This is a genomic window from Prosthecobacter algae (assembly GCF_039542385.1).
Lineage (GTDB): Bacteria > Verrucomicrobiota > Verrucomicrobiia > Verrucomicrobiales > Verrucomicrobiaceae > Prosthecobacter > Prosthecobacter algae.
The window spans coordinates 62,963-87,421 of record NZ_BAABIA010000001.1 but is presented as its reverse complement, the minus strand read 5'-3'; the positions used below and the strand labels follow the sequence as shown (position 1 = coordinate 87,421).

17 protein-coding genes are annotated in these 24,459 nt (G+C 59.7%); 7 read left to right on the top strand and 10 right to left on the bottom strand.

Annotated features, from left to right (window positions below):
- Window positions 1-46: 46 nt before the first annotated feature.
- Genes ABEB25_RS00330 through ABEB25_RS00320 form a run of 3 tightly spaced genes read right to left on the bottom strand, consistent with a single transcriptional unit; the run spans window position 47 to window position 5,737 of the window.
- Window positions 47-1,444, bottom strand: coding sequence for a proton-conducting transporter transmembrane domain-containing protein (locus tag ABEB25_RS00330; protein WP_345734378.1), 1,398 nt, complete (start codon window positions 1,442-1,444; stop codon window positions 47-49).
- A 13-nt stretch (window positions 1,445-1,457) separates the two neighbouring features.
- Window positions 1,458-2,768, bottom strand: coding sequence for a proton-conducting transporter transmembrane domain-containing protein (locus tag ABEB25_RS00325; protein ID WP_345734377.1), 1,311 nt, complete (start codon window positions 2,766-2,768; stop codon window positions 1,458-1,460).
- 35 nt (window positions 2,769-2,803) lie between these two features.
- Window positions 2,804-5,737: a YbcC family protein gene (locus ABEB25_RS00320; protein WP_345734376.1), complete on the bottom strand. Its 2,934-nt coding sequence runs from the start codon at window positions 5,735-5,737 to the stop codon at window positions 2,804-2,806.
- 173 nt (window positions 5,738-5,910) lie between these two features.
- On the opposite strand from ABEB25_RS00320, the gene ABEB25_RS00315 reads away from it, so the two are divergent.
- Window positions 5,911-7,539, top strand: a complete 1,629-nt coding sequence (locus ABEB25_RS00315) for a SulP family inorganic anion transporter (RefSeq protein ID WP_345734375.1) — start codon at window positions 5,911-5,913, stop codon at window positions 7,537-7,539.
- Between the two features lie 84 nt (window positions 7,540-7,623).
- Window positions 7,624-9,018, top strand: a complete 1,395-nt coding sequence (locus ABEB25_RS00310; RefSeq protein WP_345734374.1) for an alginate export family protein — start codon at window positions 7,624-7,626, stop codon at window positions 9,016-9,018.
- Here the strand turns inward: ABEB25_RS00310 and ABEB25_RS00305 are convergent.
- From ABEB25_RS00305 to ABEB25_RS00295, 3 genes are all read right to left on the bottom strand, one after another.
- Window positions 9,015-10,328 (bottom strand): sensor histidine kinase, encoded by a 1,314-nt coding sequence (locus ABEB25_RS00305; RefSeq protein WP_345734373.1) that lies wholly within the window; start codon window positions 10,326-10,328, stop codon window positions 9,015-9,017. The genes ABEB25_RS00310 and ABEB25_RS00305 overlap by 4 nt on opposite strands.
- Window positions 10,329-10,336: 8 nt before the next feature.
- Window positions 10,337-10,978 carry a response regulator gene (locus ABEB25_RS00300; protein ID WP_345734372.1) on the bottom strand — a complete coding sequence of 214 codons (642 nt, stop codon included), beginning with the start codon at window positions 10,976-10,978 and terminating at the stop codon, window positions 10,337-10,339.
- 85 nt (window positions 10,979-11,063) lie between these two features.
- Window positions 11,064-12,035: a DUF6807 domain-containing protein gene (locus ABEB25_RS00295; RefSeq protein WP_345734371.1), complete on the bottom strand. Its 972-nt coding sequence runs from the start codon at window positions 12,033-12,035 to the stop codon at window positions 11,064-11,066.
- 114 nt (window positions 12,036-12,149) lie between these two features.
- Between ABEB25_RS00295 and ABEB25_RS00290 the strand changes: the two genes are divergently transcribed.
- Window positions 12,150-13,007, top strand: a complete 858-nt coding sequence (locus tag ABEB25_RS00290) for a sugar phosphate isomerase/epimerase family protein (RefSeq protein ID WP_345734370.1) — start codon at window positions 12,150-12,152, stop codon at window positions 13,005-13,007.
- Window positions 13,008-13,088: 81 nt separating this feature from the next.
- Here the strand turns inward: ABEB25_RS00290 and ABEB25_RS00285 are convergent, their stop codons facing one another.
- The gene (locus ABEB25_RS00285; RefSeq protein WP_345734369.1) at window positions 13,089-13,832 is read right to left on the bottom strand and encodes a L,D-transpeptidase family protein; all 744 of its coding nucleotides are present in this window, start codon (window positions 13,830-13,832) and stop codon (window positions 13,089-13,091) included.
- A 273-nt stretch (window positions 13,833-14,105) separates the two neighbouring features.
- Between ABEB25_RS00285 and ABEB25_RS00280 the strand changes: the two genes are divergently transcribed.
- The 4 genes from ABEB25_RS00280 to atzF all read left to right on the top strand — a co-directional run bounded on the left by ABEB25_RS00280 (window position 14,106) and on the right by atzF (window position 19,110).
- Window positions 14,106-14,729 (top strand): hypothetical protein, encoded by a 624-nt coding sequence (locus tag ABEB25_RS00280; protein ID WP_345734368.1) that lies wholly within the window; start codon window positions 14,106-14,108, stop codon window positions 14,727-14,729.
- Between the two features lie 53 nt (window positions 14,730-14,782).
- Window positions 14,783-16,054, top strand: coding sequence for a deoxyguanosinetriphosphate triphosphohydrolase family protein (locus ABEB25_RS00275; RefSeq protein ID WP_345734367.1), 1,272 nt, complete (start codon window positions 14,783-14,785; stop codon window positions 16,052-16,054).
- Between the two features lie 139 nt (window positions 16,055-16,193).
- Complete coding sequence (locus ABEB25_RS00270; protein ID WP_345734366.1) at window positions 16,194-17,111, top strand: thiamine pyrophosphate-dependent enzyme; 918 nt, start codon at window positions 16,194-16,196, stop codon at window positions 17,109-17,111.
- A gap of 205 nt (window positions 17,112-17,316) precedes the next feature.
- The gene (gene atzF, locus ABEB25_RS00265; RefSeq protein WP_345734365.1) at window positions 17,317-19,110 is read left to right on the top strand and encodes an allophanate hydrolase; all 1,794 of its coding nucleotides are present in this window, start codon (window positions 17,317-17,319) and stop codon (window positions 19,108-19,110) included.
- A 3-nt stretch (window positions 19,111-19,113) separates the two neighbouring features.
- On the opposite strand, the gene ABEB25_RS00260 is transcribed toward atzF, so the two are convergent.
- From ABEB25_RS00260 to ABEB25_RS00250, 3 genes are all read right to left on the bottom strand, one after another.
- Window positions 19,114-20,571: a sigma-54-dependent transcriptional regulator gene (locus tag ABEB25_RS00260; RefSeq protein ID WP_345734364.1), complete on the bottom strand. Its 1,458-nt coding sequence runs from the start codon at window positions 20,569-20,571 to the stop codon at window positions 19,114-19,116.
- On the bottom strand, window positions 20,568-23,015 hold the full coding sequence (locus tag ABEB25_RS00255; protein WP_345734363.1) for a CHASE domain-containing protein: 2,448 nt from the start codon (window positions 23,013-23,015) through the stop codon (window positions 20,568-20,570). Before ABEB25_RS00255 ends, ABEB25_RS00260 begins: the two co-directional genes overlap by 4 nt.
- Before the next feature lie 70 nt (window positions 23,016-23,085).
- On the bottom strand, window positions 23,086-24,423 hold the full coding sequence (locus ABEB25_RS00250; RefSeq protein ID WP_345734362.1) for a TolC family protein: 1,338 nt from the start codon (window positions 24,421-24,423) through the stop codon (window positions 23,086-23,088).
- Between the last annotated feature and the right edge of the window lie 36 nt (window positions 24,424-24,459).

Here is a 24,459-nt window from a genome sequence, read left to right as displayed (position 1 = left end):
CCACCCAGGGCCGGGCGCAAGGCGGATTACGGCTCCGCGATTGCGGTCAGTGTGCAGATTTCGCTCCGATGGCCTCGGTCATGGCCCTGGCCGCTGGGGCCCGCCAAGCGATCACAACCGTGGGAGCCAGCCCGCCGGCGATGAGAAACACAATGCAGGCGGCCAGGGGCCAGCGCTCGCGAGGAAGCGCATCGGGGATGTCAATGACGTGCTTCGGCAGGACGCCGAGAAACAACAGGCCAAAGAGACGGATGAGGTGGATAGCATTGAAGGCTGTAGCCAGCAGCAGGGTGATACCCAGCCAGGGGTGGCTTTCCAAAGAACCGTGAAACAACAAGTCCTCTGCACAGTAGCCAAGCGTGCCAGGCAGACCGGCCAGGGCAAGACTACAAATGAGAAAGAACGTGGCCAGACGGGGAGCCCGGACCGCGAGGCCAAGGTGCTCGGAAGGATCCGCCGCATCGCGGACACGCACCTCGATCACCCGCACGATGCAGATCAGCCCAGAGGAGGCTGCTGCGACGACGAGCCAGTGGAGCAGCGCCCCCGTGACGCCCTGCGCATTGGCCGTGGCCAGACCCGCCAGGATGAAGCTGGCCTGGCTGACGCAGATGTAGGCCAGAAGGCGGCGCGGCTTCTTTTCCACACAACCGCGCAGGCTAGTGATCAGGGCCGTGACCAGGGCGGCCATGCAGAGGATGTCCAGCGCGTGGCGAGCCGTCAGCGGTAGCGCCACCGCCTCACTGCGAGCGATGAGCAATGCTCCGAGGTGACCATTAAAAAGCAGCGCCGTGGGCAGCAGAGGCCCGTGCTCAAATCCACTGACCAGCCAGGAATGGAAGGGTGTAATGCCCTTGCGCAAGATCACTGCCAGGATCAGTAGGCTGAAAGCCAGCACGCTGGCGTGCGAAAGGTCCTGAATCTCGATGTTATGCAGGAGAACCACGGCCGCCGTCAGCGCGATGCAACTGGCAAGAAGAAACCCCTGCGCCAGCCGCTGGCCACGCAATGGCCCAAAAAGGCCCAGCAAAAAGGGCAGCCCGGCCAGCCACCAGCCGACGACCATGACGACGAGATTCCCCCCCGCAAAGGCCAGCAGGGTGGCAAAGGCGATGATGAGCATCCCGGCAAGCTGGCGGCCATCGGAATCCCGTTTGGGAGCGAGCAGGAGGAAAAACAAGGTGAGGCACCCAAAGAAAATCATGGGCACCGCATTCAGCGCATCGGCCTCAAGCCAGGGCAGCAGCGGATCCAGCAAACCGGGCGAGCCAGGTACTGCGATGACTTCCAGACCTCCGGCCAGAAATCCTGCCAGGGAAAGCAACGCAAAGACCACTGCACGCGGACGTGCCACGGTGGCACTGCCGGAGGCGAGGACCACACCGGCACCCACCAGCAGAGAAGCCAGGCCGACACTGAGAAAAGGGAAAGATAAGGAGTCCATGAAATCAAAAAAATCAGACGTCGGTGTTGTCTCGGCCACCCAATTCAAAGACACCTAGCGCAGAGGCCGCCTTTTTCACCGGGGCGATGACAAAGCGGTCCAGAATGCTGTCATAAAAACCACGCCCGAGGGCGACGCGGTATAACCACATTTGCACTGATTTGGGGAGCAGTGATTCGTAGTGCTCACCGGTGGGGTCGATGTGCCCGCCCGCTGCGGCATGCACACGGTGATAGTCATGGAGCATGGAAGGCGCGCGCAGGAACTGCATGGTGCGCACCATCGCATGACCAGCGATGTGGAAGATGGCCAGAGTGGTCCAGCCCAGGCCTATCTCGGCAAAAATGATGCCCAACTGAGTCTGCGAAGCATAGGCCAGGGAGGTCTTGGCATCGGCACAGGTGCGGTGGACCAGGGTGCCCAGCACGGCGGTCGTCAGGCCGATGAAGATGACCAGGCAGGTGGCGATCCATGAACTGCGGATCAGCGGCTCGATCCGCAACAGCAGGTAAGCCCCCGCATGGACGGAGATGGCCCCGTAAAAAACGGCGCTGGAGGGTGTGGGCCCTTCCATGGCCCGTGGCAGCCACCCGCAGAACGGCCCCTGGGAAGATTTGCCTGATGCCGCAAAGATCAGCAGCACCGCAATCACGGTAGCGACTGCGCCGTCCAGATTGTTCACATGCCCCGGCCATTCCCCTCTGAACATCCCCGTCCAGGCAGCCGTGCCGAACCAATGATGCGCCAAAAAGATGGCCATCAGGAGATTGACATCCGCAATGCGGTAGATGCCAAAGACCCGCAGCGCATTACGCACAGGTTCACGCCGGTATTGAAAAAAGCCCACCAGCAACACCGCCGTGATGCCGACGATCTCCCAGCCTGCCATCAGCAGATCCAGAGACCCTGCGGTAAAGACCAGCAGTGCCCCGAAGGTGAAAAGATGCAGGAGCAGGAAAAAGCGGTTAAAGCCCGGATCCCGGTGCAGGTAACGCACAGAGAAGGAGCCGACAATGCCTGCCAGCACAATCGTGATAGCCATCATGGGCAGCGAAAGCCTGTCCACCAAAAAGGACAGCGGGAAGCCGTAGTGATCCACCTGGAACCAATCCCCCAATGAGATCTGGATGGAGGAAGTGCCCGACTGCCACATCTGCCAGCCGATGAAGCCGACCGCGACGGTGAGCAGGGCATAGGCGGCTTTGGTCAGCCGGGCGATGACGCGCTCCGGCAAATGACCGCCCAGTAGCCAGACCAGCCCCATGAGGAGGAAGAAGACGCCGGGCAGGGCTACGACGAAAAGAGTGAGTTTTTCAGGAGACATGGAAGAGCAAAGTCAAAAAAGGAAGACGAGGGCGATCACGCAGCCTGCGTGAGGTGCGGATCAATGCGGGCCACTGGCAGATGCTCCATTTTGCCGGAGTAGTAGGCCATGGAGGAGGTGGCCATAGGCAGAGGCTCTTCGTCGCCTTCCAGTCTTTCAAACACCCCGTCCCGATAGATTTCGATGTGACCATCATCCGGGTCCATGGTGGCAAGACGGATCCAGCGGTTCACCAGAAACTCTTTCAGCAGTGGGCTGGCAAGGATGACCGCCATCACATTTTTCGGCTGCGCCTCAATCACGAACAGGTTTCGGACCGGCTCATGAATCTCCACTGTTTGTAAAGGCAACCCCGTGCGAAGGTCTCCCTGGAAGCCATTCATCACTCCCAGCAGACCCGTGATGTTATGAGGCAGCTTAGTCCCGCAACCGTAGCCTTCATTGTCCACGGTAGAGAAATAGTACTCCAGACTGATGCCTGCACACACGGGGATCACAGCGCCCAGCAAGGCCGCCAGCGATTTGTTCTGAGGATCATGGGAAGCGTCATAACTGACCAGGAAGGAACGACGGTCCAAAAATAGCCCCTTAGTGCAGGTGCGGCGTCCTACCACGGTGACGGCATTGGTGCAGTGACCGTATTCGGGACGGGGCTCACCCAGATGTTGCGAGCGCTCCTGCACGTGGCGAAGGCCTGCAGCTACGTTGTGGCCAGGATCGGCCGCCTCGAAGCGGCGTGTGCGCTCATGCGCACTCATGGCACGTGCCCGGTCCAACTGATCTCGGACGCGGTTCAAGTCTTCCTTGTGAGAAGCAGGAACAGAATCGAGATCGTAGAGATCAATGTTATCGTTGCAGGTATCGTGATACCCGCCCACAAACCAGGTGTCGTCTGGAATGAAAATGCCGCGCTCTTTCAAGGCTTCCCGGACGACGGGCCGATTGGCCATCGCTGCAAAAACGCGGGCATTGGGGCCACCACTGCGGCCTCCGCAGGCCCCACAACAATAGGCGGACTCAAACGGATTGTTCAGGCTGGTGGATCCGTGGCCTAACACGACTACAAGTCGCGCATGACCTTTATGCAGGCCCGCAGGACCCAGTACTCCGGCCACACGGTCGGCTTTTTCCTGGGTGCTGAAGCCTTGCAAAAGCCCGGTGGTGGCATCCTTCGACGTGGCGTCGTCACGCATGAAGGAGAGCTCCGTCCGAGGCTCTGGCAGGAAAATGTCATTCAGCTTTCCCATGAGGCGTGCATAAGCCAGTGGGCTGAGCACACGAAGGGCGAGGGGGAACAGGCTGAAGAAACCAAGAAAGGCGGTGCTCAACGAACCACGCACCAAGGTGCGGGAGGAGATGTAACTATGGCGCACCATCTTGGCCCAGGCACGGCGCAGGGACTGACGCTTTTTATCGGTGTGTGAGTGCCCGTCAATCGCCCTCTCCCGCACTTCATGGGCAGGTTTGACCACAACGGGGCATAGGGCCACGCCATGGGCATCATCAATGCCGGTATAGTCAATGGCACAGCCAAAGAAGCCTGCGGCCCCGTGGGTTTCGATGCTGGGGTCGATCTCCTCCAAGGCCCGGCGGATGGACTCCTCCCGCTCATCAATGCAAAACATGACCTGGGCTGCGAGGCGGCAGGTATCCGGCCCGATACGCGGGAGGGCGCGATGTTTCGCCAGCGGAATGAGGATTTGCCGTTCATGACGGCGCTCATAAGCGATGTGCAGGAGGCGGCGGCGTTCGATCTCATGGCAGGCCTCCAGCTCCTCGCAAAGCAGGGCAAAGGTCGCCTCCGGGAGTTCCTGCAGCTCCTTGCTGGGCAGTCCCAGAAGCTGGGCGGCATCATACAGCCGCGCCTGATGTGTGAGCGGGTCCTGAGAGACAGTCCGAGCCTTCTGCCGTCGCCAGGAGGTGGTGTCGCCGACAATATCTTGCAGGGCCACAGCCGTGTAGGTGAGGCGCAGCGCCAGAAACTCCATGAGGGAGCAGCGCACGCGGTCATGCGGGGCCAGCGAGGGATCTTTCTCAAGGCAATGCACCAGACCGCCCCAGCCCGCCAGTGGCAGGAGCTCTGCTACGATGTAGTCCTGCCACTCGGATTCTGGCAAACCGAGTTTAACCAACATTTCGTTCACGACCTCAATGGCACCCAGTCCGCGCTTTTCCTGGTCGGCAAACACTTCGCCAATGCGGCTGAGATGGGCGGGGTAAACAGAAAACGGCAGGGAGATGATTTTGCGCGCAGCCTGGAGCAGCCCCTCCTCGCGCAAAGGCATGGGCCAGTAGGCGATGCCCTGGTCCAGGTAGGCCCCCGTGAGCCGGATAAGCGGAGGGTGGACGACGAGGTCGAGATCCACCCCATGGCTGATGAGAACAGCCTCACGCGGACGAGTTAGCCTCGGGAGAACCAGCGCGGGCTGCGGCTTGTAGCGGCGCGTGCACACCTCCCACAGTGCCCGGGGCGTGTCGGTGGCCAGGGAGCGGGCAGCGAGAGGATCGAGGTCGTTGCGGAAGGCGCTCAGCATGTCCCCCTCCTCCACATGCCAGGCGATGTTGCGGCGATTGACACGGCGGACACCCGGGATCAGCAAGGCGCGGCGGAGCTGGCGGCGGCTGAGGCGGCCGGGAATGATCTCCGCATCCGGCTCATCCCGGAGAGCGGCGTCAATGTCCTGATCTAGGATGCGCCCACGTTGACGTTCTTTTTGGTAGGCCTCTTCAGACAGGTAAGGCTCCGTCTTGAAGATCTGAGCGGCTTCTACAATCGCCTGCTCAAAGGGCTGGTGCTGGAAGGCGTGCAGCGTGTTATGATGAATGAAGACACCGATGGGCCCCTGGGCAGGCAGGTAATGCGCCGCGTGATCGAGAAGGTGAGCGAGGTGCTGCCCTGCATCTCCGGATGTCGTGCCTGTAGCGTGACCGTGACAGTCGCAAGAAGTGGAGGGGGAAGGCGCGCTCATGAGTCAGTACACAGAAGTAACGCGATGATGGCAACCCGCACCATCCCCTCTTCAGGGGGTATTATCGCCCTGAAGAGGGGACCCCCTGAAATAGGGTGTAATTTACCCTGCGGAGGGGATGGGATTTGAGCAGCGGGGCTGCGTCTATGTTGACGTCCACAAATCCATCCCACATGTCAGCCCCCACAGCACCTTCTGTTAAGCCACCCGGCCCAGTCCCAGTTGGAAATTTCACCGGCTTTCAGAAGTATCTGAAAAACGACCTTGTTTCCGGCTTTCTTGTCTTCCTCATCGCCCTGCCTTTGTGCCTGGGTATTTCAATCGCTTCCGGCGTCCCTCCTATCGCAGGCATTTTCACTGCCGTCATCGGTGGCCTACTGACCCCGTTTCTGAGCAATTCGGAACTCACCATTAAAGGTCCTGCCGCCGGCATGATCATCATCGTCCTGGGTTCCGTGCAAGAGCTCGGGTATGAAAAGGCCCTGGCCGTGGGTGCGGTCGCCGGCATCATCCAGATTTTGTTCGGGGCCTTCCGCCTGGGCACGCTCGGCGAGTTCTTCCCCGTAGCAGCTGTTCACGGGATGCTAGCCGCCATCGGTGTGATCATCGTGGCCAAGCAGGTTCATGTGGCACTGGGCGTAGCCGCCCATGCCAAGGAGCCACTGGAACTACTGGCAGAAATCCCCGAAAGCCTGATGCACATGAATCCGGAGATCGCCCTCATCGGTGCCATTTCCCTGCTGCTTTTGTTTGGCCGCCTGTTCATCAAAAACAAACTGGTGCAGGCCATCCCCGGGCCGATGCTGGTGCTCCTCATCGCCACCCCGCTGGCAGTGTATTTCGACATCGCCCATGAACACATGTACCAGTTTCATGGTCATGAATACTCCGTGGGCCCAAAGAACCTGGTGACCCTGCCGGGCAACATGCTGAAGGCCATCACCCACCCGGATTTCTCCGGCCTGCTGAGCCTTGCCAGCCTGAAATGGATCATCATGTATGCCCTCGTGGGCACGCTGGAATCCCTGCTGAGCGCCAAGGCGATTGATCTTCTGGACCCATGGCAGCGCCGCACCAATCTGAACCGCGACCTCCTGGCCGTGGGCGTGGCCAACACGCTGGTCTCCTTCATCGGCGGCATCCCGATGATCTCTGAAATCGTTCGTTCCTCCTCCAACCGCAACAATGGGGCCCGCACACGCTGGGCCAACTTTTGGCATGGAGCCCTACTGCTGATACTGGTGGCCAGCGTACCCTGGCTGCTGAACATGATCCCACTCGCCGCCCTGGCAGCCATGTTGGTATTCACTGGCTACAACTTGGCCTCTCCCAAGGAGTTTTATCACATGTGGCATGTGGGCAAAGGCCAGTTGCTGATCTTCCTGTGCACAATGATTGCCACCTTGGCCACGGACCTCCTCATCGGCATCGCCTTCGGCATCTTGATGAAATTGATCTTGCACATGATCAGTGGCACCAGCCTGGGCAACCTGTTCGTTCCACATGCGGAGTTGGTTCATGACGAAGCAGTCGGCCACCCGGTGATCACGGTCAGAAAGGCCGCTGTCTTCAGCAACTGGCTGTCACTGCGCAAGCAACTCCTTGGCCTTTCCCAGCACTCCAAAGTCAAAGTGGACCTCTCTAAAACCCACTTGGTGGACCACTCGGTGATGAAGAAGCTGGAAGAGATGGTGCAGGACTGGAAACTCGAGAACCGGGAGCTCATCATCGAAGGGCTTGAAGATCACTTGCCCGTGTCCGAGCATCCTCAGGCTGCACGTCTTTTGAGGCAGCGCGCCTAATCCCCCCACTCCTTTTTAGATCCTTCCCGGACCCACCTACGGCCCGGGAGGAATCCTCATGCCCAAATCCCCCCGTTGATCAACATGAAGCCTAACCAAATTTTCCGCCAATGCCTTGTCCTTGCCGCCCTGGCGCTCCTGTCACTCACTGCTCAGGCAGGCAAACTAGCCGACCTTCCAGACCCGTTGCCAACCGTGGCCAGAACCGATCTAATCACCTTCGACACAGAACTCAAAGGCCGTCTGGAAGTGCGAGATAACAACTATGATTTCGACAGCTCGGTCAATGGCCCGCAGGATGCGGCCTGGCTGCTGACACGCTTCCGTCTGGGCATGCTGGTGACGCCTACCTCATGCTTCAAATTTTATGTTCAGGGCCAGGACATCCGCGAGATCGGCGGCAGCCGACCCAACAACATCGGCAGCTTCGGCGCCGATGGGGACGATGTCTTCGACGTGCTGCAAGCCTGGGCCGACTTTGGCCATGATGCCGACGGACTCAGCCTGCGTGCAGGCCGCCAGCCCCTGAACTATGGCGACCAACGCCTGCTGGGTAACCCCCAATGGTCCAACCCCACCCGCGCCTGGGATGCCCTGCGTCTGCGCTATGCCCAGGAAACCTGGACGCTAGACCTCTTTGTGGGCAGCCCAGTGAACTTCGTCAACAACCGCTGGAACGAGTCAGACTATTTTAGCACCCGTGAAGCGCGAAACGCCATCGTCAGCGGCCTTTACTTCTCTTCAAAGTCCCTCATCCCTTGGCAAAACGTGACGGACTTTTACCTGCTGAACGAGCAGGCCAACAAAGCCGCCGGGGCCGCCGGAGCGCCCTTGGGCGCGGTGGGCAAGACGAATTTCTTCACACTGGGCACCCTGATGAAAGGCGACCCCAAAAAGCTACACAACTGGGACTATGAGATGGAGATGGCCGTGCAGTATGGCCGCGTGGCCGGACTGGATCATCTGGCCTTCGCCGGACACTGGGGCACTGGCTACAACTTTCACCACACCTGGAAGCCACGACTGGGCGTGCAATACAACTACGCCAGCGGAGACGACGATGCCACGGATGGCGACAACAACACCTTCCAAAACATGTTCCCTGGCAACCATGCCCTCTATGGATTTATGGACACCACCGGCTGGATGAACCTGCAAAATCCGCAGCTCAATTTTTCCATCCAACCAACGAGCACGCTTAAGCTGACTCTGGACTATAACCTCTACTGGAATGCCACAAACAACGATGCCTGGTATGGGGCCAACACCACCTCCACCGTGCGTCCGGTCAATGCCGATGCCCGCCGCGCCAGCAGCTTTCGCGGACAAGAGGTGGACCTGAACGCCTATTACAAACTCAATGCGCATGTGGCTCTCCAGGCCGGGTACAGCGTGTTTTTTGCTGGCAAATACTTAGCGCAAACGGGGGCCAGCGATACGGCGCAGTTTGGCTACGCACAGGTGCAGGTGAACTTTTAGTCCTCCGCCAAGCGGATGGGTGTGCTGACGAAGATACGCAGCCCGTGAGGTTTCACGGGCTGTAGTTCCAGACTGCCACCGCACTCGCGGGCGCGGGCCCTCATTCCGGTGAGGCCCAGGCTCTGGCGGGAATGTTCACGGTTGGTCGGCAGGCCACTGCCATTGTCTTCGACGATGAGCTGCACCTGGTCTAGTTCCGTCACCAACATGACCTTGACCTCGGTGGCTTTGGAGTGGCGGGCAATGTTGGTCAGCGCCTCTTGGGCGATACGGAAGAGGTGGGTCTCCAGGTCGCTGTGCAGGCGGGTTTCAAGCTGGGAGTCATAGGTCATTTCCACCTGGACACGCTGGGCAAATTTTTCCGTCAGCCAGCGCAGCCCGGCATCTAGGCCAAAGTCATCCAGAATCACGGGCCTCAGCAGTTGGGAAAGCTCCCGCACGTTGGCGATGGATTGGTCCACCAGCAGCACACAGTCCGCGCGACGGTCCTCGAAGTTTTCATCCACCCGCCGCACCAGATTGGACCGAACCGCCGCGAGAGACTGGCCCAGTTCATCATGCAGTTCATGGGAAAAGCGCCGCGCCGTTTCCTCCTGTGTCTGCAGCATGTGCCAGGAGACGCGGCTCAGTTCGTCCTGCTGCCATTCGATACGTCGGATGCTATGCCTAACAAAAAGAATCGTTCCGGTGGCGCAGATGCCCGAAAGCAGTAGGCAGGAACCCAGCAAAAAAGCGGACTCGTCCGCCAGATCCTGAAGTTGCAGGCCGATCTCCTTGTCCACCTCCGCCAGATGTTTGGTGCTGTGCAGAATGAGATCGTGAATGAGCTTTACCACCACCTCATGGCTGGAGATCAGCTCCTCCATATGGATGCGCGAGGTAGGCTCGCCATTTTCCAAAGAGATCCGGGCTTTTTCAGAAAAGACCTGGGTCGCTTTGGCCAGGTGCTGCCAGTCAGGCGCATGGACGGTAGGGCGGGCCTCATGGGCCAGCTTGGCCACAGCTTTATCGGCCTTCTTCAGATCTTCGATCCGGGCCACACGATCCTCCATGCCCACCTCCCTGACGATGCGGTGAACGATGAGGGCCAGGGCATCCTCCTCAGCCTGTACCTCATGCAGGAGACGGGCTACCAACAACTGCTCCTGCACAAGCCGGGCTGCATTTTTACGGATGGCATGGCTGTCCCGCACCGCCACCAGGCCGGCGATGCCCAGAAGAATCACCACCAGGCCAAAGCCAATGATGAGCCCCCAGAGGACAGATCTCTCACCGATCCGCCGGTTGAAGGGAAAGATGAAGCTGGTCATGCTGAGGCTCAGTCAATGAGCCCGTTGCGCAGGGCAAAGCGCACCAGTTCTCCCACCGAGTGCAGGTTTAGCTTTTCCATAATGCGGCCACGATGGGCCTCCACCGTGTAAACGCTGAGGTTGAGGGCATTGGCAATGTCCTTGTTGGTCTTGCTCTCGGCGATCATTTGCAGGACCTCACGCTCGCGGGTGGAAAGGAGGTCGATCGGGTTGGTAACGTGCTTGCGATAGTCATCCAGCACAGCATCGGAAACTTCGGGGCTGAGGTAGCCTTTGCCCACGGCCACGGCTCGCACCGCCGTGAGGAAATCCGCCTCGCTACAGTCTTTGAGCAGGTACCCGCGGGCTCCAGCACGCAGGATTTCGCGCACATAGACCGCATCCTTGTGCATGGAGAGGGCCAGCACACGGGTCTTCGGGGACACCTTTTCCATGCGTCGGGTGGCTTCGATACCGTTGAGCTCCGGCATCGTGACATCCATCACGGCTACATCGGGCTGCAGGGTTTCTGCCAGCTCTACCGCCTCGCGGCCATTGGAGGCCTGACCCACCACCTCCATGTCCCACTGGGCCTCCAAAATAAGACGGAAGCCGTTGCGGACAACGGAGTGGTCATCAGCTAGCAGGATGCGGGTCGCTTTGGTGGACATGACGTTAAACGGCAGAGTATCAGGAACGCCGTGGAGAACAAGAAGCGTCTCTCCCTTATTACCCCAGCAGGGGCAGGCTAAGGGATCAACGGGGTCTTTTATCCCCTAGATCCGCGACAGGGAGGGCGCAAAAGGTCTTCCACTGTGCCTCGATCTCTTCCTTCGCAGGCAGCCCGTCATGCACCCACAGGCCGTAGCGCACTCGCAGCTTTTTGGCCTCGGTGATTTCCACGGGCGTGTCCAGGCTCAGGCAGGCCCCCATCCAGCCATCATCGCGCACGTGATAGGCCGTGGGGTTGTGTGGGTTCATGGGGTGATTCATGAGGGTCATGCCGGCAAATCCGTCGTCCTCATTGGTGATGCGGCCGCTGTAGTCCACCCAGCGTGCAGGCAGGCGAAACATGGCCTTTTCATTCACCAAGCCTTCGGAATTCAAAAGCCGACCGCCACCATCATGCACACCCAGGCTTTTCGCCACACGCACGGCCACGAGGCCAAAGCCGGTCGCGCCGAAGGTGGCGGTCTGACCCTTGGGCGGCGAGTATTCCAGGTCAATGATCATGAGCCAGCTCTTGGCCCCCGCCAGAGGGCGTACCTCCGTGCGGCGCACTTCGATGAGCTGCACTGATTTGTCCGCCTCGCTGATCCAGTGATTCACCATGCGCATGGAGGCGAAGTCATCGCTGTCTTCATAGCCTTCGCGCGACACCTCGACATTGACAATGCGCCCCTGTTTCTTGGCGTAGTCGCCCCAAAAGTCGAGACCATTGAGACTGTTATGCGTCACCCACACGCTGTTGTGGTGGCTGTGCGTCAGGGGATCGTGCGGGTGCCCCATTCGGGTAAGGCTGACATCGCGCGAGGCCTGGATGGGGTACCAGAAGGGCCGCATGTCCTGGGGATCGTAATGACAGGCCGTGAGCTCACGCCCATCGAGCTGAAAGGAGGTGATGTGGTGAGGCAGGGGCACCGCCTGCACCCTCGGCACGGGTTTGGCCGAGGGTAGCTGACCCAGAGCCGGAGCGGCGAGGAGGATAAAAAGAAAGGGAAAGCGCATGATCGAAAAAACGCATTCGCCCTGCGCCATCTTGTCGCCACAATGTGGAAACGCTTTTGTCTGGAGCCCGTCTCCGGCGCAAGAAGCCCTTACCAACCCCGTTCCATTCCGCCCATGAAGAAATTCCTTCTCCCCCTCTTGCTCCTCGCCGTCGCCGGCTTTGCCGCGACGATCCCGGAAACGGCCAAGGTCGGCCAGTTTTACGCTGGCTGCCAGGCTTACAGCTTCCGCATGTTCTCCGTGATGGAGGCCATCGAAAAAACGGCCGCCGCCGGTGGCAAAACGATCGAGTTTTATCCGAAACAGAAGCTCTCGCCTGAAAAGAAGGACGAGGTCTTCAACCATGAATCCTCCCCCGAAGTCATCGCCGCCGTGAAGGCCAAGCTGGCCGAGCAGGGCGTGACCGCCGTAGGTTATGGCGTGATCAAACTGGGTGCCGACGCTGCGGCAGACCGCAAAGTTTTCGAGTTTTGCAAAACCATGGGCATCGGCATCGTCATCACCGAGCCGGACGTCAAGGGCCTGGATGGCATCGAAGCTCTGGTGAAGGAATTCGACATCAAGATGGCGATCCACAACCATCCGAAGCGCCCCCTGGACCGCGCCTACCTGTTCTGGGACCCTAACTATGTACTGGAACTGGTGAAAGACCGCGATCCGCGCATGGGTGCCTGCGCAGACGTGGGCCACTGGGTGCGTAGCGGGCTGAATCCTGTGGACTGCATCCGCATCCTCAAGGGCCGCATCTTTGACAGCCACATGAAGGACCTGACCGAATTCGGCAATCCGAAGGCGCACGATCTGCCTTTCGGCACCGGCAAATCAGACATCCCCGCCATCTTGGCCGAATACCATGCCCAGGGCTATCCCGGCCCTCTCCATGTGGAGTATGAGCACAATTGGGAAACCAGCCTGCCTGAGATCAAGCAGAGCCTGGAGTTCGTGAAGAACTGGAAACCAGCGGCCAAGTAAGCCCCGCCGACATCCCATTCTCATGAGCGGAAAGCCGGGCCTCAGACGCCTTGCTTTCCGCTTTTTTTATACCTGCCGCTCTCAAGGCAGCCGCCAAGGACCGCGGAGGGCCTGATAGTCCGCCTTCGGCAGCAGCACGTAATGTGGGGAGGCCTGGGGATCCAGCCAGCGGATGAGTTTTTCTAAATTTTCCACCGCCATGGTGGAGCAGCCAGCACTGGGTTTGGTAGGGCCACGGCGCACATGGAAAAAGATGGCACTGCCGTAGCCGGGAGCTGCAGGGCCTTGATTGTGGCGAATCTCCAGCATCCATTTGTAAGCGGCATCCCCCAGGCGCATGCGCTGCTTTTCAAACCAGGGTGGCACACGCTGCGAATCCACCCGCACATGCTGGTTGTAATACGGGTTCTTGGGATCATCCACATATGCATCCCAGGGACCGACCTGAATGTAAGGCCAGCGAGTGCCCGCAGGGGGCCGGGCAGCATAACCAAAAAGAGAACCAAGCTGGAAAACGCCCGCTGGGGCGCGCCAGTCCTTCTCCACTTTCGGCGGGATGCCATTGTTCGGCGGTGTGAAGACTCCCCTGCCCCAGGCCAGCCCAGAGCGGCCCAGCAAGATCGGCACAGGCTGGGCAAGGATAGGCTGCCACGGGCTATTGGCCGAAGCACGCTGATAGGCCTGCAAGGTCGCCGTGTTTGAGTTCCACCCAGAGGCCTGGGCCACGATGACTTGGCGTACGCCACCACCGATTTGGGCGGAGGCCTGGCTGGGCAGTAGAGTGCCAACCAGGGCTATCGTCAGGACGCTGAAAAAAAACTTCAATCCTGCGTTCACCACACCTCTCTGGGTGTTGTCATGACATTGTATCCACCTGGATGCTGAATTTGGCTGTGCGATCATTTTTGAGATTGCCTGAATAAGTTCGAACCGAATATAAACATAAATCGGCCCTGCCGGATAATTAATTGGCTTCAGGTTTTGGGGGTTTTTTTCCTGAGCGCCAAGTCCGGCAGGGCTGTTTGTTTTTAAAGGACATGACGAAGGTGAGATGTGGCATTGAAAGTGCCGCGCCATCAGCTATTCGTGCAGGACACCATGAAGAGCCTGCTTTCTCTTGTCACTTTGCTATCTGTTTTCGCGCTGGTTTCCTGCAGCACGACTTCCCAGGTCAGCCTGGATTACGTCCCCGGCCCCGGCCATGTGAAGCCCGGCCAGCCTGAATTTGCCACCCGTCCCTTCAGTGACCAGCGCGGCATCGGCCCGATGGACCTGGGCACCGTGCGCACACAGATCGGCACCCCCCTAGAGTATGTGCAAACCCGCGTCCCAGTGAGCCAGGTGGTGACCAATGCCTTTGGTCACGGCCTACAGACTCGCAACATGCTCACAGCCCCGCGTAGTGCCCGCTATGTGGTGACAGGCGATGTGATGGACCTCTATTGCCAAATGCTGGTGCGCCCCTACGGTTATGCACGGGTTCGCGTGACGGTGCTGGATGCTGCCAGTGGCCAGATCGTCCACAGCCACGTCTATTCTGGGGAACGCAGCAGCCGCGCCTACGTGCCAGGCAGCGGCTCCCCTGTACCGACCTTGAGAGATCTTGTTTCCGGCGCCCTCCAGGATGCTGTGGACCAAGCCCTGGACGACCCTCGGCTGCGCAACCGCCTTCGCCCGGAAATCCAGCCCGAGTACCCCACCGGGCCAACGATCACGCTGTGATCGTCCCCTACCAAGGTTGACCTTTGGGCCTCCACCGTGGACTCTGCGACTCCATGCCCGCCAACCGGTTTTACAATACCTTTGATTCTGAAACGCTGACGCCCCGGCCCTCGTCCCCAAGCGAGTACCGCAACGCCTTCCAGATTGACCGGGACCGCATCATCCACAGCAGCGCCTTCCGCCGTTTGCAAAACAAGACCCAGGTCTTTCTCTCCGGCGAGTATGACTTCTACCGCACGCGGCTGACCCACAGCATTGAGGTGGCCCAGATCGGCCGGTCCATCTGTGCCTACCTAGCCCAGCAGAGCGAGATGCTGGATGACGGCTGCTTCATTGATCCAGACCTAGTGGAGTGCGCCTGCCTTTCCCATGATCTGGGGCACCCGCCTTTCGGTCATACGGGCGAAAGGACCCTGCACCGGCTGATGCGCCCCTACGGCGGCTTTGAGGGCAATGCCCAAACGCTGCGCATCCTCACAGAGACTCTTTTCAACGAAGGGCGTGAAGGCATGAATCCCTCCCGCGCGGTGCTGGACGGCGTGCTCAAGTACAAAACCCTGCAAGCTGAAGTGGAAGGCGCGCCTAACCACTACCTGTACAACAACCAGGAAGTCTGGCTGGATTTCACCATGGGCCATCAAGCCTTCCCCACGGAGCTGACTCCCGGCAAAGTACGCAATCAGTTCCGCAGCATCGAATGCCAGCTCATGGACTGGGCAGACGACACTGCTTACTCCCTCAATGACATTGCCGACGGCATCCACGCCGGCTTCATCACCGTCTCCAAGCTGGAGCGCTGGGCCGAAGGCCGCGAGCTGAATGAGCGTGATGAAACCCACATCAAAAAGCTCTGCGCGGCCATCCGTGAAGGGCGGGTGGAAAGAAAGCTGAACAGTGCCATCGGTCGTTACATCCGCGCCGTCACACTGGTGCCTAACAGCACGTTTCTCAGCGCCATGACTCGGCGGCATCAGTTCCGCCTGGAGATAGACCCTGATATGCAGGCCGAGTCCCGCCTGAACAAGAAGATCGCCCTCGACCTTGTCTTCAAGAGCCCCCAGCTCCAGCAACTCGACTACAAAGCGGACTTCATTTTGACACGACTCTTTGAGGTGCTGCGTGACCGCTACATTGAGCAGGAGAAAGGCAGCACTCTGCATCTCATGCCCGCCACACTGGAGGCCGAAATTGAAAAAGCCCCGGATGCCGCGACTCGTGCCCGTCTGGTCTGCGACTGGGTGGCCAGCATGACGGACAGCTTTGCCTTCCGCACCTATCGGCGGCTCTTCGATGCGGACTTTGGCTCGATCACCGACTTTGTTTGACCTTCTGGTTATACCAGCCCGTCAAAAAGACGGGCCTGGAAACCCGCATAAGCACGGAATTTAGCAAAAGGCGCAGGTTCGTGATTGACCCTGAATCCAGAATTCGTTTAGCCTGGGTATTCCAACCTAACCAACCCACATGTCCTCTGCCACCCTGGAGGCTCCGGCTTCCGCTGTCCCTGCTGCTGACAAGTTAACCAAAAAAATCCTCACGGCTGACCACCCTACCTGGTGCCCTGGCTGTGGTGACTTTGCGGTGCTCGCCGCGTTTTACAAGGTGCTGGAAAAACTCCAGTATCCGCATGAGAAGATCGTCTGCGTGGCCGGCATCGGCTGTTCCTCACGCTTCCCTTACTTCGTCAATAGCCACGGCATCCACTTCATCCATGGCCGTGCCCTGCCCCTGGCCACCGGGATCTCCCTGAGCCGACCCGACGTTCACGTCTTTGTCTTCGGTGGGGATGGGGATGGTTTTTCCATCGGTGGAAATCACCTCAACCATGCGGCGCGGAAAAACGTCAAGCTGACTTACGTCATCATGGATAACTTCGTGTATGGCCTAACCAAAAAGCAGACCAGCCCCACGAGCCCCCAGGGCTTCAAATCCAAGACCGACCCTACCGGCAGCATTGACCGACCCATCAATCCGATGAAGCAACTGCTGGCCAGCGGCGCCACCTTCATCGCCCGCACTCACGCCGCCCAGGTGAAGCACATGATGGATACCTTTGAGCGGGCCATCTTGCACGATGGATTCAGCGTGGTGGAATGCCTGAGTGAGTGCGTGATGTTCTATGCAGGCTCCTTTGATGACAGCACGCCCCGCAAAGGCGGCGTCTATGAGGTCATTGACGAGACCCAGCATGATGTCACGGATGATGTCGCGGCCTTCAAAATGGCAGATGAACCCTCTCCCGGTAAATTTGGGGTTTATTACCAAGTGGAGCGCCCGACCAAAAATGCGCTGGAGCAAAAGTGGATTGATTCCACCCAGGCGAAGCTAGCAGGGCTGAGCCAGAAAGAGATCCTGAAAAAGCGCCTGGAGACCATGCGCTGAATGGACATGTGATTTCCTAAAGACTGTTGCAAGTGTGGCACAGCGGCACACCTGCAACAGTCTTTTGTTTTTCTGAGGCCAAACCGACAACGGAAAGCCTAAGGAGCGAGCCACTCCAAGGGCGAAAAACGGGCCTGGCATGGGCACTGCTGAAGGACTGCTTAACGGCGCAATGATGGCTGCATGCCCGCGCCTAGCTACCTCCATGACAGCGCCCACTCTCGCCACCCTTCATGCTGCCTTCCGTGCAGGCACCCTTACCCCCAGCCAACTGGTGGATATCCTGCTAGCCCAAGCCGCAACCGCAGACCCCGCCATCTGGATCCACCGCATGGATCGGCATGAGATCCAGCCCTACCTGGACCTGCTGGAAGGGCATTCGCCAGATAGCCTGCCCCTCTATGGCATCCCCTTTGCCATCAAGGATAACATTGACCTCGCAGGCACCCCCACCACCGCGGCTTGCCCCGCCTTTGCCTACACACCGGAAAAGTCCGCTTCCGTGGTGCAGGCCTTGATTGATGCCGGTGCCATCCCCATGGGGAAGACGAATCTTGATCAATTTGCCACCGGGCTCGTCGGCACACGCAGCCCTTATGGCAGCCCTGAAAACGCCATCAGCCCAGGTGTGATCTCAGGTGGCTCCAGCTCAGGCTCTGCGGTGGCGGTCGCTTTCGGGTTAGTGACCTTTGCCCTCGGCACGGATACGGCGGGGTCTGGCCGTGTGCCTGCGGCCTTTAATAACATCGTAGGCTTCAAACCCACGCGTGGGGTGCTCAGTACCACGGGTGTGGTGCCCGCATGTCGCAGCCTGGACTGTGTCTCCATTTTTGCCCTGACAACCGAGGATGCCGTGAGGGTCTTTGAGATCGCCCGTGCCTTCGATGCGAGCGATGCCCTCGCCCGACCTTTTACCGCAGCAGTGCCGGGCTGGGTCCCCGGCTCGGGCTTTCGTTTTGGCGTGCTGCCTGAAAACCAAAGGCACTACTTTGGCGAAGAATCGGCTAACGAACTTTATGAAAACAGTATCACGCGTCTGCGCGCCCTGGGAGGCATAGCCGTGGAGGTGGACTTTGAGCCGTTCACGGAGGCCGCACGCCTCCTGTATGACGGGCCGTGGGTGGCAGAGCGCTACGTGGCCACGGCGGCTTTGTTAGAAAGCCAGCCTGAAGCCTTTTTACCCGTCACACGCACCATCATTTCAGGCGGTTTCAAACCCAGCGCGGCAGATACCTTCCGGGCGATGTACCAGCTCGCCGCCCTGCGTCGGCAGAGTGAGGCCGTGTGGCAGTATGTGGATGTCATCCTCACGCCCACGGCACCGCGCAGCTACACGCGGGAGGAGATTGAGGCCGAGCCCATCGCCTACAACACTCACCTGGGCACTTACACCAATTTCATGAACTTGCTGGACCTCTGCGGTTACGCGGTGCCCGCTGGTTTTTTACCCAATGGTCGTGCCTGGGGGGTGACGCTCATCGCCCCCGCCTTTCATGATTGGCGCATCCTTGGCATCGGCGGTTTTCTGCACCAGGCCACAGGAGTGAAGCTGGGCGCGACAGAGACATCTGTCCCACCAGCCGCCAAAGCCGCAGCCACTCAAGGCTGGATGCCGGTGGCCGTTTGTGGAGCCCACATGGAGGGGCTGCCGCTCAATCCCGGGCTGCTGGCCTGTGGGGCACATCTGCGCAGCCGTACGGAGACGGCCCCCTGCTACAAGCTGTATCACCTCCCCGGCGGGGGCAGTGTACCACCGCGTCCAGGCCTCATCCGCTCTGCGAAAGGTGGCCGCGCCATCGCGCTGGAGGTCTGGGACATGCCGGAGGCAGCTCTGGGCACGTTTTTTAACAGCATCAAACCGCCACTGGGACTCGGCTGGGTGGAGCTGGCAGATGGGCAGAGGGTGTGCGGATTTCTCTGTGAACCCAGCGCGGTCTCCGCGTCGCAAGACATCACCGCCCACGGTGGCTGGCGGGCCTGGATTCAGGCGCAGGGCTGAGCGTTATTTACTCACCGGCATGCGGCGGTAGATGCGGCTGCGATTCACATTCAGCAGCCGCGCAGCCTCCGTCACATTGCCGCCTGTTTGCTCAAGGGCGCGTTGAATCAAAGTATGCTCGGCAGCACCTAGATCCAAAGGCACCGTGTCGGCAGCGGTGCGTGCAGGTGCCTTGGCCACGGTCGCGGGTGCGAGTACGGGTTCAAACAATTGCAGGTGCTCGCGTTTCACCGTTTGGCCGCCGCTGAGGATCAAGGCACGCTCCATGGCGTTCTTGAGTTCCCGCACATTTCCTGGGAAGGAATGGTGGCTCAATAGGGCGAGGGCAGAGGCATCCAATGAAGGCGCTGTCATGCCCATCTCGGCCGCGAACACCTTTAAAAAATGGCCTGCCAGCAAGGGTAAATCCTCACGCCTTTCCCGCAGGGGGGCCGTCTCCACCGTGTAGCGTGCGAGCCGGTAGTAAAGATCCTGGCGGAAGTCTCCCGTGAGGATCTTCGCGGCGAGGTCCGCATTCGTGGCACTGAGCACGCGCACATCCACTCGATGGGATTTGGTGGAGCCCACAGGCGTCACTTCCCCATCCTCCAGCACACGCAGCAGCTTCGCCTGAAGAGCGGCAGGCATGTCGCCGATTTCATCCAGGAAGAGCGTGCCGCCATCGGCCAATTCAAAGTAACCTTTGCGGTCTGCCGTAGCCCCTGTGAAGGCCCCTTTGACGTGACCGAAAAAAAGCGATTCCAAAAGATCCGCCGGGACCGCCACACAGTTCACCGGGATGAAAGCCTCAGCCGCCCGCGAGCTGTGATGATGCAGGGCACGCGCCACCAGTTCCTTGCCGGTGCCACTCTCACCGGTGATGAGCACGCTGGTTTTGCTGAACTGACGCAGCCGTTCGATGTCGGCCAGGATGCGCTTCATGTGCGGACTTTCGCCGACAAATCCATCCAGGCCCCAGCGCTCGGCCTCACGGGAAGCCAGGGTGGAAAGCTTCTGCGTGGCCTTATCCCGCGAGGTCTCAGCGGCGACCCGGCGGGAGCCCTCCGCCTCCAGCTCGGCATTGCGCTGCTGCAGCTCGCGAGTGAGTCGGCTGATCTTCAAATGGGTGGCCACGCGGGTCACCACTTCCTCGGCCTGGAAAGGTTTGACGATGTAGTCCACAGCCCCCATGCGAAAACCGTTCAGCACGCTCGCGGTCTCATTCCGACTGGTGATGAAGATGACGGGCACATCCCGCGTGGCTTCATCCGCCTTGAGCGTGCGGCAGACATGAAACCCATCATGCCCAGGCATCATCACGTCCAGGAGGATGAGATCTGGCTGGGCGCGCTCCGCCAGCTTCAGGGCATCTTTGCCACTGGAGACAGCGAGGATTTCATACCCTTGCGGCTCCAGCACATGACTGAGCAGGGACAGACTGGCCGGAGTATCATCAGCAATGAGGATGCGGGGACGATTCATGAGATGGAGATCTGGGCGATGATGCGCTGAATGGTTTTCATGTCATAGCTGGCTAGAAAGCCGCGCAAGTGTTGTGCCAGCCGCTGGCCCGCTGTGCCCAGTTGCTCGAGTTCCGCCAGGCAACTCTTCAAAACCGTGGCGCTGTGCAGCTCCGCTGCCATCGTCAGCCGGGCGGCTAATTCCTCCGGCAAAGTTATCTGGCTGAGATCAATGGACTCTCCTGCTTCTGCGCCGGGTAACTCGCCCTTGTACTCAAAGTCCACGCCTAACAAATGACGCAGGCAACCATAAATGCGCTCTGCCCGGAAAGGTTTCGCCACGAAGTCGTCGCACCCCGCTTTGAGACAAAGCTCCCTTTCATGAGCCAGGGCGGAGGCGGAAGTGGCGACGATTTTAATCTCCGTGGTGTTGAACTCTTCCAAGATGCGGCGGGTGGCCTGCAACCCATCGAACTGAGGCATCCGAATATCCATGAAGACGATCTGCGGGCGGGATACCTGCACCACTTCTACGGCCTGGCGTCCGTGCTCCGCCAGAACGACCTCACAGCCGATCAAGGTGAGCATGGAGGCGAGAACTTCACGATTTTCCCGGATGTCATCCACCACCAAAGCACGCACGGTGCAGCCTTTGGCCAGGCTCACGAGTTCCCGCACCGAGGCCCGTGAAACCCCATGCGCGGCCACGGTGGGCAGAGTGAGCTCCACATGAAAACAGGAGCCCCGGCCTAACTGCGAGTGTAATCCCATACGGCCACCCAGGATCTCCATCTGACGGCGGGCGATGGCCAGCCCCAGCCCCGCTCCCCCACGTGCACCAGCCTCCTGCTGGAAGGGCTCGAAGATGCGTTGTTGGGCCTCTTCCGGAATGCCGATGCCGGTGTCTTCCACCTCAAAACGCCAGGCTTCCTTTTCCAAGGGCAGCACCCGTAGAATGATGCGCCCGCTGGCGGTAAACTTCACGGCATTGGCCAAAAGATTAATGAGTACCTGCCGCAGCTTGCCTTCATCGCCATAGACCGGGGTGGCCTTCTCCAGATCCGCCACCTCGATGCGGAAGCCGATCTGTTTTTCCTCGCAGGGATGCTGAAACATGGCGGTCAATTCGCGCACGAGTGCTGCCAGGTCGAAGTTCGTCTTTTCCACCTCCATGCGCCCGGCATCTATCTTGGACAGGTCCAGGATCTCTTGAATGAGGTGCAGCAGATGGTCTCCGCTGTTGAGGATGGTGGCCACGGCATCGCGATGGAAACGCGGCAGGGCGGCATCCCGCGCCAGGATCTGCGCATAGCCCAAAATGGCATTCATGGGGGTGCGGATCTCATGACTCATGTTGGCGAGAAATTCCGACTTAGCCCGGCTGGCCGCCTCCGCTGTCGCTTCGGCCTGTTTGCGCACCGACACTTCCGCCAGCAGCTCTTTCCGCGCCCGATTCACCACCGCTGTTTGGCTTGCTGTTTTCCACAAGTAGGAAGCTAGGAGCAAGGTGATCACCAGACCGCCCGTGAGGGTGATCCACGGCATGAGATCTGACCGCAGGCTGAGGAATCCCTGAGTGGGCTCAAACAAAAGCCGCCATTGCCTGCCAGCCACATCCACCTCCGTGGTCCAGGTGGGGTAGCCCTGGAGACGTGCGCCCTCCTGATGATACAGCAGGGTGCCATCACCCGCATCCCGCAGAGACAGCGCCACGCCACTGTCCCGTGCCTCCGCCAAAGAGAGATTGATGAGATCCCCAATGCGGAAGACCGCCGTGGCAAAGCCGGTGAGCTGCTGCCGACGTTCATCCACCGTCGTGGGCATTCCTTGATAAAGCGGCTCAAAGACCACAAACCCACGCTGGGATCCCTGCTCCTGAGCCAACCGGATGGGTGCGGTGGCCCGGGCGCTGCCGCTATCGCGTGCCTGCTCCAGGGCCGCTCGGCGCCGGGGCTCGGCCTTGACATTGAAACCCAATGCGGGCGCATTCTTTTGCAAACTCTCCAGGTAAAACACCGGGAAGTATTCATCCGAGGGACGAGCCGTGACGATTTTCCCTTCGCTCTCCTCTTCAGTAAAACGAAACTCACGAAAGCCCTCATCCCGGGCACGCTGTTCCCAACTTTCGCGCTGTGCCCCTTCCACACGCGGGTCCCAGGCCAAGGCTTGCAACTCTGGCTGCCGCGTCAAAAAACTGCCCACAAAGGCACCGAACTCAGTCCGGGAGATCTCCTTCCGCGATTCAAAAAAAGCCACGATCCCATGCAGCACCTCCATGGAACGTAGGATCTGTCCGCGAATGACCTCGGTGCGATCTTTGGCCAATCTTCTGACTTCATCCTGCCGGTCATCTTCCCGCGTCTGGAGCAGCATGACGGTAAGCAGCCAAGACACCGTAACGCCGAGCACCAGCGCAAAATAGGCGGGTGCCCTCACGGGAGTGTCAGGGCAGGCAGAGAGAGACATGGTGAGGCTGGCACCTCTAAATCAAGCACCCATCATGCCAGCCCAACCTTCTTCAGCCAACGGGTTGAGCTTACCGCGCCAAACTAGGCGGCGCATCCGCAGCGGTGGCGGCGCGATAGTTTGCCTGGGCACGGAAGTACTCTGCCTGCGCCTCCACCTCCAGCACCTTGGCATCGAAGGTGGCCTGCTCACGAATTTGCAGAGCCAGCAGGTCCGTCGCGCCTTGTTTAAGACGTTCGTTTTCAGCATCTTCGAGCTGCTGGGAGAGATCCACATTCTTACGGGTCTGAAGCAATGCATCATAGGCCGCAATGATGGCGCTGTGGCTGTCACGCACGTCTGCAGCGATGCGGTCACGGGCAAACTGCTTCTCATTGTTCAGGCGCTGGATGAGGGCCTCCGCCACCTCCATCCGCCCTTTGGCTTCACGCCTCTGAAGCGGCATCTTGAACTCGATTTTGGCCTCGATTTCTGTCCGCTCAATGTCCTTAGGCTGTGTCCCACCGTTGGCCTGCGCAGCCTCCACACCGACATCCAACTGGGGAAGGAGGTTGTTTTTCGCGAGCTTGCGATCAATCTCGTTCTTTTCGATGGTCAGCTCGATGCGACGGATTTCAGGGCGGAAAATGGCCGCCTTAGCGATGGCTGCCGTGACTTGCGTTTCATCGGGCCGGGGATGCGGAGGAAAGACGGCAGGCACACGCTCGCGGGGGCTGATGATGGGCTCTGCCAGCTCACGCGAGCGATGGAAAAGCGAGAGCTCAATGGCGGACGATTGAAACCGCCGCAGGGCTTGCACCACTGCGATCTCACGACTGACAACGAGGCGCTGATTATCAATCTGGACGATGGGAGCGGAGGCTCCACGTTTGACCTGCTCCGCGATGCCTGAGTCGCGATTTTTAGCGATGCGCAGCAACTCCTCCGTCAGGCTGAGCCGCTGCCCTGCCGCGACCCAGCCATAATAAGAAACTGTGGCCGCGCGGATGAAGTCCAGATACTGCCGGAGAATCATCGGATCCGCGAGTTCCTGATCAATCTGGGACTGCCAAAAGGTGGCCCGGCGGCGGTCAATGGTGCCGTCACGAAGCAGGGGCATGCGAAAGCCCAACACGGCCTCACCATCTGTGCTGGTACGCTCTTTGTTATAGTTGGGCAAAAAGCCGCTGCTGAGGCGATAGCCCCCATACACATTGCCACCCCAAAAGGGTAAGGGCTGTTCCAGCACGGCATACCCCGTTTGCCCATCGTAATAACCCGCTGGCTTGAAGGCACCGCCGGCACTGAGGTTGAGATCAAAAGCGCCTAGGGCCTGACGGGCGCGGCCATTGGCGATGTCTTGCTCGATCAAAGCTGCCAAGTAGGGCGGATACTGGGTCTGCACGCTGGCCAGCACTTCCGGAAGCATAAGGGGCTTCGGATTTGCAGATGCCTCTGGAAGGAC

Bases quoted from the DNA above. Each gene is read 5' to 3' on its own strand.
- ABEB25_RS00330 (WP_345734378.1), bottom strand. From the start codon at position 1,444: ATGGACTCCTTATCTTTCCCTTTTCTCAGTGTCGGCCTGGCTTCTCTG.
- ABEB25_RS00325 (WP_345734377.1), bottom strand. From the start codon at position 2,768: ATGTCTCCTGAAAAACTCACTCTTTTCGTCGTAGCCCTGCCCGGCGTC.
- ABEB25_RS00320 (WP_345734376.1), bottom strand. From the start codon at position 5,737: ATGAGCGCGCCTTCCCCCTCCACTTCTTGCGACTGTCACGGTCACGCT.
- ABEB25_RS00315 (WP_345734375.1), top strand. From the start codon at position 5,911: ATGTCAGCCCCCACAGCACCTTCTGTTAAGCCACCCGGCCCAGTCCCA.
- ABEB25_RS00310 (WP_345734374.1), top strand. From the start codon at position 7,624: ATGAAGCCTAACCAAATTTTCCGCCAATGCCTTGTCCTTGCCGCCCTG.
- ABEB25_RS00305 (WP_345734373.1), bottom strand. From the start codon at position 10,328: ATGACCAGCTTCATCTTTCCCTTCAACCGGCGGATCGGTGAGAGATCT.
- ABEB25_RS00300 (WP_345734372.1), bottom strand. From the start codon at position 10,978: ATGTCCACCAAAGCGACCCGCATCCTGCTAGCTGATGACCACTCCGTT.
- ABEB25_RS00295 (WP_345734371.1), bottom strand. From the start codon at position 12,035: ATGCGCTTTCCCTTTCTTTTTATCCTCCTCGCCGCTCCGGCTCTGGGT.
- ABEB25_RS00290 (WP_345734370.1), top strand. From the start codon at position 12,150: ATGAAGAAATTCCTTCTCCCCCTCTTGCTCCTCGCCGTCGCCGGCTTT.
- ABEB25_RS00280 (WP_345734368.1), top strand. From the start codon at position 14,106: ATGAAGAGCCTGCTTTCTCTTGTCACTTTGCTATCTGTTTTCGCGCTG.
- ABEB25_RS00275 (WP_345734367.1), top strand. From the start codon at position 14,783: ATGCCCGCCAACCGGTTTTACAATACCTTTGATTCTGAAACGCTGACG.
- ABEB25_RS00270 (WP_345734366.1), top strand. From the start codon at position 16,194: ATGTCCTCTGCCACCCTGGAGGCTCCGGCTTCCGCTGTCCCTGCTGCT.
- atzF (WP_345734365.1), top strand. From the start codon at position 17,317: ATGACAGCGCCCACTCTCGCCACCCTTCATGCTGCCTTCCGTGCAGGC.
- ABEB25_RS00260 (WP_345734364.1), bottom strand. From the start codon at position 20,571: ATGAATCGTCCCCGCATCCTCATTGCTGATGATACTCCGGCCAGTCTG.
- ABEB25_RS00255 (WP_345734363.1), bottom strand. From the start codon at position 23,015: ATGTCTCTCTCTGCCTGCCCTGACACTCCCGTGAGGGCACCCGCCTAT.
- ABEB25_RS00250 (WP_345734362.1), bottom strand. From the start codon at position 24,423: ATGCTTCCGGAAGTGCTGGCCAGCGTGCAGACCCAGTATCCGCCCTAC.